This window comes from Paenibacillus sp. 1SOY10 (assembly GCF_056836745.1).
Window position 1 is genome coordinate 22,719 of the sequence record NZ_JBXENK010000015.1, and the last position, 14,903, is coordinate 37,621.

Here is a 14,903-nt window from a genome sequence, read left to right on the forward strand (position 1 = left end):
GCCGGAGGGATTTGTGGTGAGTGTCAAACTCGAATTATGGGTAAGGTTTGACTATGAGATCCAAAATGACGAAGATATTGTCGAAGCGGTTCGCCAGGGTGATAGTGAAGCACTGGAATACCTAATCAACAAATATCGCAGTTTTGTGCGCGCCAAAGCCAGATCCTACTTCCTGATCGGTGCGGATCGAGAGGATATTATTCAGGAGGGCATGATCGGACTTTATAAATCGATCCGGGACTTTCGGGGGGACAAGCAATCTTCCTTCAAGGCCTTTGCCGAGCTCTGCATAACCAGACAGATCATTACGGCGATCAAGACGGCGACGAGGCAGAAGCATATTCCGCTTAATTCCTATGTATCCTTAGATAAGCCGATTTACGATGAGGATTCCGACCGGACATTGCTTGATGTCATCTGTGGCACTCAAGTGAGTGATCCGGAAGAATTGATCATTAACCAGGAAGAATTTACGGGTCTTGAGGACAAGATGTCCGAAATTCTCAGCGATCTGGAGCGAAAGGTCCTGATGCTTTATTTGGATGGACGTTCCTATCAGGAAATTGCGGTGGATTTAAGCCGCCACGTGAAGTCGATCGATAACGCCTTGCAGCGGGTGAAGCGCAAGTTAGAACGCTACTTGGAAGTACGAGATGGCAGCAGTAGTATTTAAATTTCAGAACGAATGACCGGGTGGCCTGCTAGCAGGCGGCCCTTTTTTTGCCACTTTGCACAGGTGGGATTAAGCAGGAATGAAGGGGCCGGAATGCCTTGGGTCAAGCGCTGGCCGGGGGTAAAGCACGAAGGCTTCCAGTGCGATAGTAGCAGCTATTGTCAGCCCGACGGGTTTATCTTCCAAAATAGTGAGTTATACTATAATTAATCGAAGAGTAGATATGATGTCTCGTTGACAGGACCGAGAAGGTTGGATGAAGACAGGGACTGAGTAGCGGAGCTACACGTTTTCGGAGAAAACGACTTCGGAAGCAGGGTACGTGAGCAACTGAAATGTTTCTGCAAGAAACATACTTCGGAAGCCTATGCTAGGCCCGGCTGAATTCAAGATTCGATGTCGAACTCACTTCTCGAATCAACTCCGTCATGGGAAGACGACTTTTTGAACAACCTCTATCATTAATCGAAGAGTAGATATGATGTCTCGTTGACATGGTTGACCCCATATGATAAAGTGTTTTAGGTAGGCCTAATTTTGTGTTCCCTTTTTTAGGTGAACATAGAGGCTTAGGTCAATATAGAGACGCTCATTTAGAATGTCTTCGGGAGGTGCACATCATGCGGGTAATCATTACGTTGGCTTGTACGAACTGCAAACAAAGAAACTACACGACAACGAAAAACAAGCGTAACCACCCCGACCGCATGGAGATGAAGAAATTTTGCAAGTTTTGTAACGAGCAAGTTCCTCATCGCGAAACCAGATAGTCTTTGGAGGTGTAATGGCGCGTGAAACGTAGTTTCAAGTCGTTGTTTTCTTTTTTCTCTGAGAGCTGGGCCGAGCTTAAAAAGGTTCGCTGGCCTAATCGTAAAGAGCTGACTAATTACACGCTGATTGTGCTGGGTACAATTACCGTTGTCGCGATTTATTTTTGGGTTCTGGACATTGGCATCTCTGCTGTGATCGAAGCGATAATTTAAGAAGGGTCCTTAGGTGGCTTGATATGGAAAAAAGATGGTATGTCGTTCATACCTATTCCGGGTATGAGAACAAAGTCAAAGCCAATTTGGAGAAGCGCGTCGAGTCCATGGGCATGGAAGACAAGATATTCCGCGTTCTTGTTCCGATGGAAGAAGAAGTGGTGAACAAAGACGGTAAGAAGAAGACCGTCATGCGTAAAGTTTACCCCGGTTATGTCTTGGTGGAAATGATCCAAACCGACGACTCTTGGTATGTTGTTCGCAATACGCCAGGGGTTACTGGGTTTGTCGGCTCCACGGGCTCCGGTTCCAAGCCTACGGCTCTGCTTCCTGAAGAAGTGGAGCAGATTTTGGCGCATATGGGTATGGAAGAGCCGAAGCCGGTGATCGAATTCGAACTCAAGGAATCCGTACGCATCAAGGTTGGTCCGTTTGCCAATTTCGTCGGCTCGATCGAGGAAATTTTGACAGACAAGAGCAAGGTCAAGGTTCACGTCAACATGTTTGGACGAGAAACCCCGCTTGAACTGGATTACACTCAAGTGGAAAAAATATAAGAATTGCTCGAAAAATCAGATTGATTATTTGAGCTACTTCTAAGGTTTCTTAGGGTTTTAAGTGGGAGGGGCCACCTCGGTTCCGTCTACCACAATTTGGCAAGGAGGTGTTTTACATGGCGAAAAAAGTTATCAAAGTGGTAAAACTGCAAATTCCTGCGGGTAAAGCGAACCCTGCACCTCCGGTAGGTCCGGCGCTGGGTCAAGCGGGTGTCAACATCATGGCATTCTGTAAGGAATTCAACGCACGTACTGCCGATCAAGCAGGTTTGATCATCCCGGTTGAAATTTCGGTGTTTGAAGATCGTTCCTTTACGTTCATCACCAAAACTCCACCGGCAGCCGTTCTGCTTCGCGTAGCAGCGAAGATCGAGAAGGGTTCTGGCGAACCGAACAAGAAGAAAGTAGCTACCGTGAATCGCGACACTGTTCGTCAAATCGCGGAGCAAAAAATGCCTGACCTTAACGCAGCTTCCGTTGAAGCAGCTATGCGTATGGTTGAAGGTACTGCTCGCAGTATGGGCATCACAATCCAAGACTAATCTTGGAGCAAGGGTGGAGTAATCTGCCCTCGGATGAATAGCTATGAGATGCACATGCGTCGACATAGAGTTCATCTTTAAGTGGGAGGAATTTCCGCTAATACCACGAAGGAGGACGAATTTAATGGCTAAACATGGTAAGAAATACCTTGAAGCTGCTAAGCTGATTGATAGCGAAGCAACCTATGAGCCTGCTGAAGCCGTTGGGCTGGTAAAGAAGGCAGCGAGTGCGAAATTCGACGAAACCGTCGAAGCAGCAGTTCGTTTGGGCGTAGACCCTCGTAAACAAGACCAAGCTGTTCGTGGCGTAGTTGTACTGCCACACGGTACTGGTAAAACACAACGTGTTCTGGTATTTGCCAAAGGCGATAAAGTGAAGGAAGCGGAAGCTGCTGGAGCTGACTATGTAGGCGATCAGGACATGATCAACAAAATCCAACAAGGCTGGTTCGAGTTCGATGTGTGCGTAGCTACACCGGACATGATGAGTGAAGTTGGTAAACTCGGCCGTTTGCTCGGTGGTAAAGGCCTCATGCCTAACCCTAAAGCAGGCACAGTTACGTTTGACGTAGCTAAAGCCGTTCAAGAAATCAAAGCAGGTAAAATCGAGTATCGTTTGGATAAAGCGGGTCAAATTCATGCGCCAATCGGTAAAATATCCTTTACTGAAGAGCAATTGAACGAAAACCTCAAAGCTCTGCTTGACGCTTTGAACCGGGCTAAACCGGCTGCTGCCAAAGGCGTATACTTGAAGAATATTGCGATTTCTTCGACCATGGGCCCTAGCGCTCGCGTAAATACAGCATCTTACAGATAAGATCCTCTTCTATCTTTAGAGAGCGAAGGGATTGACATCCAGGGCTCGTCCTTGGTATACTGTAAAAGTTGTTTTCATGTGAGACTTAAATAAGAATATGCTTACCGTAGACAGTAGGTGCGCAAGCTTAATTTCCTACCGAGGTGTTGTGATAGAACGTCAATATGGCAGTTTTACTGCGTGTGATGTATATCGAGCCTTCGTGATTCTACGGAGGCTTTTTTTAATGATTAAGAAGGCTCATGTAATCTAATAGGAGGTGTAAAGTTTGGCAAACGCAAAAGTCATTCAAGCAAAACAAGAAGCCGTTGAAGTAGTAACGTCGAAATTGCGCGAAAGTGCAACGACCGTTGTTGCCGACTATCGCGGTTTGAATGTTGCTCAAGTTACTGAACTTCGCAAACAGCTTCGTGAAGCTGGCGTGGAATTCCAAGTGCTTAAGAACACGCTTGTTCGTCGTGCGACGGCTGCAGCGGAACTTAGCGAACTGGATGAAGTATTGACTGGTCCTACAGCAATTGCGTTCAGTACGGAAGATGCTATTGCTCCAGCTAAAATTCTGAGCGAATTCGCGAAGAAGAATGAAGCTTTGAAGTTAAAAGGTGGCGTGGTTGAAGGTCGTGTGGTTGGCGTAGATCAAATCAATGCTCTCGCAAGCCTGCCGTCCCGCGAAGGTCTCCTTTCGATGCTCCTCAGCGTGCTTCAAGCTCCAGTACGCAACTTGGCACTGGCAGTCAAGGCTGTTGCCGAGAAAGAAGAAGGCAGCGCAAGCGCGTAAGCTTACTCTGTCTGCTACAAGCTAGTTGATTCAACAAAACCAATAAATTATTATACAATGGAGGTTCAACCATGAGTAAAGAAACGATCTTGGAAGAAATCAAAGGTATGACCGTTCTTGAACTGAACGAACTTGTTAAAGCAATCGAAGAAGAATTCGGCGTAACTGCAGCAGCTCCAGTTGTTGTAGCTGGCGGTGGCGCAGGCGCAGCAGCGGCTGAAGAGCAAAGCGAATTCGACGTAATCCTGACTAGTGCAGGCGGCTCCAAAATCAACGTAATCAAAGTTGTTCGCGAAATCACTGGCCTGGGCTTGAAAGAAGCCAAAGACCTGGTTGATAACGCACCAAAACCACTGAAAGAAAAAGTGGCTAAAGAAGAAGCAGAAGCTGTAAAAGCAAAATTGGAAGAAGCAGGCGCAAGCGTAGAAGTGAAGTAATTCCCTTCTTTCCTACGGCAAACCCCTTGAACTTGATTCAAGGGGTTTGTTTTACTGCTTAAGGGTTTTGAACCGATCCCGATTGTGTAAGGAGGTGCACGAATGTCAGATCACTACTATAGTAGTAAGCCAACGGTTGCGCATCAGCGTAAGACCTGGGAGACAGTCTTGCGAGGGCAAAACTATCGTTTTATCAGCGATACGGGTGTGTTTGCCAAGGAAGGTGTTGATTTTGGCAGCCGTACGTTGATTGAGGCGATGGAGATTGCTCCGGAGGCGAAGGTGCTTGATGTAGGTTGTGGTTACGGTCCCATTGGACTAACGGCAGCGAGACTGGCTTCACGGGGGCATGTCACAATGATAGATGTGAACAGCCGAGCCGTTGAACTGGCAAGAGAGAATGCTGCGGCTAATAGAATTGCTAATGTGACCATTCTTGAGAGTGATCTATATGCAGCCTTGGAAGAGGGACAATATGATATCGTGTTGACCAACCCGCCCATTCGTGCCGGCAAAGCGACAGTGCATGCTATTTTTGAAGGAGCTCATGAACGGTTGAAGCCGGGCGGAGCGTTATGGATTGTCATTCAGAAGAAGCAAGGAGCACCGTCGGCCAAGGAGAAGTTGGAATCCTTGTTTGCGTCCGTGGAGGAAGTTACGAAGGACAAGGGGTATCGGATTTTCAAAGCGATCAAGCAGTAAATGGAACATGTTGACTTGACAAAACCAATATGTTATTATTATAAAATGTCAGCATTAGGATGCCCTCTATGACTTTAGTTGACTGAAATGTCAATAGCTTTGTAAAAACAATGCATAATAGCGCGTTGTTTTACATATATTATGCACATTTTGGATAAACTAACAGTTATGAGGATATCAGGGCAGAAACGACACGGATAATGATGCTCTTTTTTCGAAAGCATTCGATAAGGGCTTTTCTTTATTTGTGGATGAATCCGTATGGTCCTATTATAAGGTGACCGACACGGGTTGACAATCAATTTTTAAGTGAGTAGACATGAGGGGTGAGTTTAAGTTGGCAGGACATCTTGTTCAATATGGTCGACGCACTCGGCGTAGTTATGCGCGAATTAACGAGATACTCGAAGTTCCGAACCTGATCGAAATCCAACAGAAATCCTATGAGTGGTTCTTGGAAGAAGGCCTTCGGGAAATGTTCCAGGATATCTCGCCGATTCAGGATTTCACTGGGAATCTGGTGTTGGAATTTATCGATTACAGCCTGGGCGAACCGAAGTATACGGTGGATGACGCGAAGGAACGCGACGTTACCTATGCGGCGCCGCTGCGGGTGAAAGTCCGGCTCATTAATAAGGAAACCGGCGAAGTCAAAGAGCAGGAAGTATTCATGGGAGATTTCCCGCTGATGACCGAAACCGGCACCTTTATCATTAATGGTGCGGAACGGGTTATTGTCAGCCAGTTGGTTCGCTCTCCTAGCGTCTATTTCAGCACTAAAGTGGATAAGAACGGCAAGAAGATGTATACCGCAACCGTTATTCCTAACCGTGGAGCATGGCTTGAACTGGAGACGGACGCGAAGGATATTATTTACGTGCGTATTGACCGTACTCGTAAAATTCCGGTAACTGTGTTGCTTCGTGCGCTTGGTTTCGGGACGGATGCCGAGATTCTTGATCTGCTTGGCAACGATGAATATATCCGCAATACACTGGATAAGGACAACACAGATTCGACAGAGAAAGCTCTGATCGAAATCTATGAACGTCTGCGTCCAGGCGAGCCACCAACGCTAGACAATGCAAAGAGTCTGCTGGTAGCGCGCTTCTTCGATCCAAAACGTTATGATCTGGCCAACGTAGGCCGTTACAAAATCAATAAAAAGTTGCACATCAAAAACCGTTTGTTCAATCAACGTCTTGCTGAGACTCTGATTGACACGACCACGGGAGAGATTATTGCCGAGGCCGGACAAATGGTGGATCGTCGTTTGTTGGACGAGATTCTGCCGCTGCTTGAGAGCAATGTCGGGTTCAAGGACTATCATGTAGCCGGCGGCGTTCTGGATGCAGATGATGTCCCACTGCAAACCATTGATGTGTTCTCTCCGATTGAAGATGGCAAGGTAGTTAAGGTAATTGCCAACCGTGACATTGATAAAGCGGTGAAGCATATTACACCTGCTGATATTATCTCTTCAATCAGTTATTTTATTAATCTGTTGCATGGCATCGGTAGTACGGATGATATTGACCATCTGGGCAACCGTCGTTTGCGCTCGGTTGGCGAACTCCTGCAGAACCAGTTCCGTATTGGTTTGTCCCGGATGGAACGGGTTGTTCGCGAGAGAATGTCGATTCAGGACGCTAACGTGATTACGCCTCAGGCGCTGATCAACATACGACCGGTTATCGCTTCTATTAAAGAGTTCTTCGGTAGCTCCCAGTTGTCGCAGTTTATGGACCAAACGAACCCGCTGGCAGAACTGACTCATAAACGTCGGCTGTCTGCACTCGGTCCCGGCGGTTTGACTCGGGAACGTGCCGGCATGGAAGTGCGTGACGTTCACCCGTCCCACTATGGCCGGATGTGTCCAATCGAGACGCCGGAAGGTCCGAATATCGGTTTGATCAACTCCCTCTCCACCTTTGCACGAATCAATGAATACGGCTTTATTGAAGCGCCGTACCGTTGGGTCGATCCGAAGACGGGGACGGTCACTGATCAAGTCGCTTATCTGACGGCTGATGAGGAAGATAACTATATCATTGCGCAAGCGAACGCAAAGCTTACTGATGATAATAAATTTGAAGATGAGTCTGTCATCGTTCGTTACAACAAGCAATCGGACAACATCCTGACCCTGCCGAGCAATCGCGTGGATTACATGGATATTTCGCCGAAGCAGGTTGTATCGGTAGCGACTGCGCTCATTCCGTTCCTGGAGAATGATGACTCCAACCGTGCGCTCATGGGTTCGAACATGCAGCGTCAGGCGGTGCCATTGCTTATTCCTAAGGCTCCGCTTGTTGGAACCGGGATGGAACATAAATCGGCCAAGGACTCCGGCGTTTGTATCGTATCCAAACACGATGGTATTGTTGAACGCTCAGCCGCCAATGAAATTTGGGTGCGCCGTGTAGAAGTGGTCGATGGCAAGGAAGTCAAGGGCGATCTTATCAAGCACAAGCTGCACAAGTTCATGCGTTCTAACCAAGGTACCTGCATTAACCAACGTCCGATCGTGAAGCGTGGAGAGGTCATCAAGAAGGGTGACATTCTGGCTGACGGTCCTTCGACGGAAATGGGTGAATTGGCTCTGGGTCGCAACGTTGTCGTAGCGTTTATGACTTGGGAAGGTTACAACTATGAAGATGCGATTCTGCTCAGTGAGAAGCTGGTTAAGGAGGACGTATACACCTCGATTCATATTGAGGAATATGAATCCGAAGCTCGCGATACAAAGCTGGGACCAGAAGAAATTACCCGTGATATTCCAAACGTCGGGGAAGAAGCGCTTCGCAATCTGGACGAACGCGGTATTATTCGTGTAGGTGCTGAGATCGGCGCTGGTGATATCCTCGTAGGTAAAGTAACGCCGAAGGGCGTAACCGAACTGACGGCGGAAGAACGCTTGCTGCATGCTATCTTCGGTGAGAAGGCACGTGAAGTTCGTGACACCTCCCTCAGAGTACCTCACGGAACCGACGGAATCGTCGTTGATGTGAAGGTGTTCACTCGGGAAAATGGTGACGAATTGCCACCAGGTGTAAATCAACTGGTTCGCGTGTATATCGCCCAAAAACGGAAAATTTCCGAAGGTGACAAGATGGCAGGACGCCATGGTAACAAAGGGGTCGTTGCTCGTATCTTGCCTGAGGAAGACATGCCGTTCATGCCGGATGGGACGCCGGTTCAGGTTGTCTTGAACCCACTGGGCGTACCTTCTCGGATGAATATCGGGCAGGTTCTGGAGATCCATTTGGGTATGGCTTCTCTGAAAATGGGTATCCATGTGGCAACGCCGGTATTTGACGGCGCGAATGAAGAAGATGTCTTCGATACGATGGAAGAAGCCGGAATGCAACGTAACGGTAAAACCATTCTGTATGATGGGCGAACAGGGGAACCGTTTGAACGCGAAGTTACCGTGGGCGTCATGCATATGATCAAGCTGGCACACATGGTTGACGATAAAATCCATGCTCGTTCTACAGGGCCATACTCGCTTGTTACGCAACAGCCGCTCGGTGGTAAAGCACAGTTCGGTGGACAACGTTTCGGGGAGATGGAAGTGTGGGCGCTGGAAGCCTATGGCGCCGCCTATACGCTGCAAGAGATTCTTACCGTCAAATCGGATGACGTGGTTGGTCGGGTGAAAACCTACGAATCCATCGTCAAGGGCGAGAACGTGCCTGAACCGGGCGTGCCTGAATCGTTTAAGGTCTTGATCAAAGAGCTGCAAAGCTTGGGTATGGATGTAAAAATCTTGACTGAAAACGAAGAAGAGATTGAGATGAGGGAAATCGACGATGAGGAAGATGCTTCGGGCGATAAGCTCAGTCTTAATCTGGAAGGTGCGGAAGTCGGAGTAGAATAGAGCGTAACAGTCAAATCAGGACTTGGTTAAGGAGGGATGCTCCTTGTTGGACGTCAACAACTTCGAGTATATGAAAATTGGGCTTGCTTCCCCAGATAAAATTCGTTCTTGGTCCCGCGGAGAAGTAAAGAAACCGGAAACAATCAACTATCGTACACTGAAACCGGAAAAGGAAGGGCTGTTTTGCGAGAAGATTTTTGGCCCAACCAAAGACTGGGAATGTCATTGCGGTAAATATAAACGCGTTCGTTATAAGGGCGTAGTCTGCGACCGTTGCGGCGTTGAGGTAACTCGCGCCAAGGTGCGTCGTGAACGGATGGGACATATTGAACTGGCTGCGCCAGTGTCCCACATCTGGTACTTCAAAGGGATTCCGAGCCGTATGGGCCTTGCGCTTGATATGTCTCCGCGTTCCCTAGAAGAGATCATCTATTTTGCTTCTTATGTTGTAACTGATCCAGGCGAAACACCGCTGGAGAAGAAACAACTGTTGTCCGAGAAGGAATACCGCAGCTATCGTGAGAAATATGGCTATGGATTCCAAGCCGGTATGGGAGCAGAAGCAGTCAAGAAGTTGCTGCAAGATATCGATATCGATAAAGAACTGGAATTTCTGAAGGAAGAGCTGCGCACGGCTCAAGGCCAACGCCGTAACCGTGCTATCAAGCGTCTGGAAGTCATTGAAGCGTTCAAAAGCTCCGGCAACGAGCCGGAGTGGATGATCCTTGATGTCCTTCCGGTTATCCCTCCGGAACTTCGTCCGATGGTGCAACTCGATGGCGGCCGGTTCGCTACGTCTGACTTGAACGATTTGTATCGTCGTGTAATCAACCGGAACAACCGTTTGAAACGGCTATTGGATCTTGGTGCTCCGGATATTATCGTGCAAAACGAGAAACGCATGCTGCAAGAAGCGGTAGATGCTTTGATCGATAACGGTCGTCGTGGTCGTCCGGTAACGGGCCCAGGTAACCGTCCGCTCAAGTCTTTGAGCCATATGCTCAAAGGTAAGCAAGGACGTTTCCGGCAGAACTTGCTCGGCAAACGGGTTGACTACTCTGGTCGTTCCGTTATCGTCGTAGGTCCGTATCTGAAGATGTACCAATGCGGCTTGCCGAAGGAAATGGCACTGGAGTTGTTCAAGCCTTTCGTCATGAAAGAACTGGTCAACAAAGGCCTGGCTCATAATATCAAGAGTGCAAAACGTAAAGTAGAACGTGTCAGCCCAGAAGTATGGGATGTGCTTGAAGAAGTGATCAAGGAGCATCCGGTTCTCTTGAACCGCGCACCTACGCTTCACCGTCTCGGTATTCAAGCGTTTGAACCTATTCTGGTTGAAGGCCGGGCGATCCGCCTGCATCCACTCGTATGTACGGCTTACAACGCCGACTTCGACGGTGACCAAATGGCTGTTCACGTACCGTTGTCTGCGGAAGCTCAGGCGGAGGCCCGTATTTTGATGCTGGCATCCGGTAACATCCTGAACCCGAAAGACGGAAAACCAGTCGTTACGCCTTCTCAGGATATGGTCTTGGGCTCTTACTATCTGACTATGGATAATCATGAAGCCAAGGGTGCGGGCTTGATTTTGTCTTCGATTAACGAAGCAGTATCGGCTTATCAACGTGGAACAGCTTCATTACATGCGCGTGTTGCAATTCCGGTTAAGGCTTTGGGGAAAACCAGCTTTACCGAAGAGCAACAAAAAGCAATGTTGATTACAACGGTGGGTAAAATTATCTTTAACGAAATTTTCCCTGCCAGCTTCCCGTATATCAATGAAGCTACTCGCGTCAATCTGTTCCAAGGCACACCTGAACACTACTTTATCTATGATAAAGGGGCTAACGTTCACGAACGCATTATGAATGCTCCTCAAGCCAGTGGGGTAGGGAAAGAGTACCTTGGAGAAATTATCGGGCGTTGCTTTGAAATCTATCACACAACGGAAACTTCCGTGATCTTGGATAGAATCAAGCAAACTGGGTTTACTTATTCCACTCGCGCCGGTGTAAGTATTGCGGTGTCGGACGTTATCGTACCAGAAGAGAAGCAAGAAATTCTGCGTGAATCGGATGCGAAGGTGAGTGTTGTTACGAACCAATACCGTCGTGGTTTGATCACAAATGAGGAACGTTATGACCGCGTTATTGATATCTGGTCCAAGTGTAAGGACCAAATTACCGAAGTGCTGATGAAATCCATGGATCGTTACAACTCCATCATGCTGATGGTGGATTCCAAGGCACGTGGTAACAAATCCCAGATTACTCAGCTCGGCGGTATGCGGGGTCTGATGGCGAACCCGGCGGGCCGGATTATCGAGCTCCCGATCAAGTCGAACTTCCGTGAAGGACTGACCGTCCTCGAATACTTCCTCTCCACGCACGGTGCGCGGAAAGGTCTGGCCGATACCGCATTGCGGACGGCTGACTCCGGTTACCTGACACGTCGTCTCGTTGACGTAGCTCAAGACGTTATCGTTCGCGAGGAAGACTGCGGTACGGATAAAGGCTTTACCGTCAGCGTCATTCAGGATGGTAAAGAGGTTATCGAGGACTTGTACGACCGTATTGAAGGACGTTATTCCTTCGAAACGATCAAACATCCGCAAACGGGTGAGGTTATCGTTCATCGCAACGAATTGATCGACTCCGATAAAGCGCATGAAATCGTAGGTGCGGGTGTAGCCAAGCTGCAAATCCGTTCCGTGCTTAGCTGCCGTGCTCGTCATGGTGTCTGCAAGAAGTGCTATGGTCGTAACCTGGCTACTGGTAAGCATGTGGAAATTGGTGAAGCAGTTGGTATTATTGCAGCCCAATCCATCGGTGAACCGGGAACTCAGCTCACCATGCGTACGTTCCATACCGGGGGCGTTGCGGGTGATGATATTACCCAAGGTTTGCCGCGGATTCAAGAGCTCTTTGAAGCCCGGAATCCGAAAGGGCAAGCTACCATCAGTGAACTGGATGGTGTGGTTAAGGAAATCCGCGAAGCTAAGGATCGTCGGGAGATCGAGGTTCAAGGCGAAGCGGAAACCAAAGTCTACTCCGTTACTTACGGCTCCCGTCTGCGTGTAAGCGAAGGCGATGAGATCGAAGCGGGCGATGAGTTGACTGACGGTTCCATTGACCCGAAAGAAATTTTGCGGATCAAGGGGATTCGCGGTGTACAGAACTACATCTTGCAGGAAGTACAACGCGTATACCGGAACCAAGGGGTAGAAATCAACGACAAGCACGTTGAGGTTATGATTCGTCAAATGCTTCGTAAGATCCGCATCGTGGATGCTGGTGACACGTCGCTTCTGCCAGGATCATTTGTTGACTTGCATGAATATGAAGTAGCCAACAAACAGGCTATTTTGTCCAGCAAGGAGCCGGCTGTGGCCAAACCTGTATTGCTCGGGATTACGAAGGCCTCTCTGGAGACTGATTCCTTCCTGTCTGCCGCTTCCTTCCAGGAAACGACGCGGGTACTTACCGATGCTGCCATTAAAGGTAAGGTCGATAAGTTACTCGGCTTGAAAGAGAATGTTATCATCGGTAAGCTGATTCCAGCCGGTACAGGCATGAACCGCTACCGTAGCATTCAATTCGAAGAACCGGAAAAGGACGAGAATGCAGAGGAAAGTCTGGAGCCTGTGTCTGTAGAATAGTGTAACCTTATAAACCGTAGAAGCCTTCGACATTAGTCGAAGCTTCTACGGTTTTTTTGCTGTGGAGCTTATAGTGATAAAGGTGATTGACAGGTAGGAGCCCACTCTATAAATTAATGGCAGAATCTGAGAAAATTAACGAGAGAGGATGCCCGTGTATTATATGGATCAAAATATCTCGATCAGACCGATGAAACCACAGGAGGCCAAGGAGGTTCAACGACTGGGGCGCCTTGCGTTTATGGGACTGGAGAGCCTGTTTATCAGCCGCCCCAAAGAAGCTATGGTGGCTTTGGACGGTGAGCGTATTGTTGGAGCGGGAATCATGAAGCATCTTAAAGGCGGAGCCGGGCAGACAATTGGAGATTTTAGTGCCGCTTTCGTGGATCCGGCTTATACAAACCGGGGGATTGGTGGAAACTTATATAAGGCGGCGACGGAAAGGTTCTGGGAACGTGGCTGCAACTGCATCACTGGTCAGGTGAAGAGCGACAATGTGGCTTCATGGAGCCTGCTCGAAAAAATCGGCTACCAACGCACGGGCATTAGAGAGGTTTTTAGGCACCTAGGCTTGCGAGGAAGTGTTTCTCTATTATTAGGGACTCCCGGTCCCTTTGCATCTGGTATGGATTTCTATTTCATTTCCCGTCAGCAGCCAATCCAGGAGAAGAAGAGTTCTTCGGTAACGCAAATGGTGTTATTTGTACTCCTAAACTTGCTTCTGTCCTGCGTGATGCTGGTGAATCGGCCGCTTGCACTAGGCTGGTTCCTGTTAGCCTATGCTTCCCTGTTGGGGGCGGATGTTCTGTTCTCCCGTATTGGAGCGGGATTTGATGGACGAAAATGGAATTTTAGGATGACTAACTGTGGATTTCTGGTCACTGCGCTTATTCCTTTGCTGGGGGCGGTTTTTCCTATGATTGGCAACTGGATGCCAGCGTCTCCTGAACTGTCGGTAAAGCTCAGAAAAGCACTGGGATTTAGTGCTTTGGCAAGTTGGGCCTTACTGATCCTGGTTGTGATACTCTCTGGTCTGTATTCGGAACGGCATATCTACGTACAATACCTCAGCTATCTGGGAGGTCCGTTGCTATTTTACCGGTTAGTTCCTTTATATCCCTTTGGGGACTTTGGTTCCCTTCGGGTATACCGGATGAGTAAGGTTGCATACGCGCTGATGGCACTGTTGAGTTTGTCGGTACTCTTTCTCCTATGATGGTGCAAGGCCTGTATTATCGGGTAGAAGATGAGAGAGGCGCCGATGGTAAGAAGAGATGCAGGTCTGAATGCTACCGGTCTTAATATTTGAAGATGAAAGGGTGTATAGCTATGGACCGCATTAATTTAATTTGCCTTGGAGTCCGGGATATGAAGAAATCACTTGCTTTCTATAGAGATGGCTTGGGCTTTGCTACTTCTTGTCGGGAGGACAATCCAAGCATTGTATTCTTTCAAAATAAGGGTACCCGTCTGGAGCTCTACCCCTTGGAGGAGCTGGTACAAGACATTAACAGGGCAGCGCCTCCTTCTGTCGGCACCGGGTTTTCTGGCATTACTCTGGCGTATAACGCCAAGTCCAAAGAAGAGGTGGATGCCGTCTTCCGTAAAATCGAGAGTATTGGAGGTACCATTGCCAAGCTGCCGGAAACCGTATTTTGGGGTGGTTATAGCGGATACTTCCAGGATCCTGATGGCTACTATTGGGAAGTGGCTTATGCAGATTCATGGATATTTGACGAGAATGATATGCTGATTATCGAATAGGATGGGCGTTTTTATTTTTGGAAAACACCTCTGAATAATATGCTTGACATGGGCTATGAAGAAGTGCTAATATATCGTAGTGCGCGAGTGTGGATACACCCTGTGCTTT

General features: G+C 48.2%; 13 protein-coding genes and 1 other annotated feature. All 13 genes read left to right on the top strand.

All coding sequences use genetic code 11. From position 1 onward, the window contains the following. Positions 1-13 precede the first annotated feature (13 nt). The 13 genes from sigH to AC1VOR_RS21755 all read left to right on the top strand — a co-directional run bounded on the left by sigH (position 14) and on the right by AC1VOR_RS21755 (position 14,794). Positions 14-673 (top strand): RNA polymerase sporulation sigma factor SigH, encoded by a 660-nt coding sequence (gene sigH / locus AC1VOR_RS21695; RefSeq protein ID WP_018754010.1) that lies wholly within the window; start codon positions 14-16, stop codon positions 671-673. Between the two features lie 620 nt (positions 674-1,293). Then, the gene (gene rpmG / locus AC1VOR_RS21700; RefSeq protein ID WP_071784256.1) at positions 1,294-1,443 is read left to right on the top strand and encodes a 50S ribosomal protein L33; all 150 of its coding nucleotides are present in this window, start codon (positions 1,294-1,296) and stop codon (positions 1,441-1,443) included. Between the two features lie 21 nt (positions 1,444-1,464). Continuing rightward, positions 1,465-1,656, top strand: coding sequence for a preprotein translocase subunit SecE (secE, locus tag AC1VOR_RS21705; RefSeq protein WP_009226623.1), 192 nt, complete (start codon positions 1,465-1,467; stop codon positions 1,654-1,656). A 23-nt stretch (positions 1,657-1,679) separates the two neighbouring features. Then, positions 1,680-2,213, top strand: coding sequence for a transcription termination/antitermination protein NusG (gene nusG / locus AC1VOR_RS21710; RefSeq protein ID WP_482620988.1), 534 nt, complete (start codon positions 1,680-1,682; stop codon positions 2,211-2,213). A gap of 116 nt (positions 2,214-2,329) precedes the next feature. Then, on the top strand, positions 2,330-2,755 hold the full coding sequence (gene rplK / locus AC1VOR_RS21715; protein ID WP_026263624.1) for a 50S ribosomal protein L11: 426 nt from the start codon (positions 2,330-2,332) through the stop codon (positions 2,753-2,755). Positions 2,756-2,879: 124 nt separating this feature from the next. Beyond that, on the top strand, positions 2,880-3,572 hold the full coding sequence (gene rplA / locus AC1VOR_RS21720; protein ID WP_482620990.1) for a 50S ribosomal protein L1: 693 nt from the start codon (positions 2,880-2,882) through the stop codon (positions 3,570-3,572). Between the two features lie 86 nt (positions 3,573-3,658). Further along, positions 3,659-3,806, top strand: a sequence feature (ribosomal protein L10 leader region). 34 nt (positions 3,807-3,840) lie between these two features. Further along, on the top strand, positions 3,841-4,350 hold the full coding sequence (rplJ, locus tag AC1VOR_RS21725) for a 50S ribosomal protein L10 (RefSeq protein ID WP_482620992.1): 510 nt from the start codon (positions 3,841-3,843) through the stop codon (positions 4,348-4,350). Between the two features lie 71 nt (positions 4,351-4,421). Next, entirely contained in the window at positions 4,422-4,787 is a 366-nt protein-coding gene (rplL, locus tag AC1VOR_RS21730) for a 50S ribosomal protein L7/L12 (RefSeq protein ID WP_059048871.1), read from the top strand. A gap of 102 nt (positions 4,788-4,889) precedes the next feature. Further along, entirely contained in the window at positions 4,890-5,489 is a 600-nt protein-coding gene (locus tag AC1VOR_RS21735) for a class I SAM-dependent methyltransferase (protein ID WP_482620994.1), read from the top strand. A 337-nt stretch (positions 5,490-5,826) separates the two neighbouring features. Continuing rightward, positions 5,827-9,372 (top strand): DNA-directed RNA polymerase subunit beta, encoded by a 3,546-nt coding sequence (rpoB, locus tag AC1VOR_RS21740; RefSeq protein ID WP_482620996.1) that lies wholly within the window; start codon positions 5,827-5,829, stop codon positions 9,370-9,372. A 43-nt stretch (positions 9,373-9,415) separates the two neighbouring features. Continuing rightward, on the top strand, positions 9,416-13,030 hold the full coding sequence (gene rpoC / locus AC1VOR_RS21745) for a DNA-directed RNA polymerase subunit beta' (RefSeq protein ID WP_482620998.1): 3,615 nt from the start codon (positions 9,416-9,418) through the stop codon (positions 13,028-13,030). A gap of 163 nt (positions 13,031-13,193) precedes the next feature. Beyond that, positions 13,194-14,246: a GNAT family N-acetyltransferase gene (locus tag AC1VOR_RS21750; protein ID WP_482621000.1), complete on the top strand. Its 1,053-nt coding sequence runs from the start codon at positions 13,194-13,196 to the stop codon at positions 14,244-14,246. A 113-nt stretch (positions 14,247-14,359) separates the two neighbouring features. After that, the gene (locus AC1VOR_RS21755) at positions 14,360-14,794 is read left to right on the top strand and encodes a VOC family protein (protein ID WP_482621002.1); all 435 of its coding nucleotides are present in this window, start codon (positions 14,360-14,362) and stop codon (positions 14,792-14,794) included. Positions 14,795-14,903 lie beyond the last annotated feature (109 nt).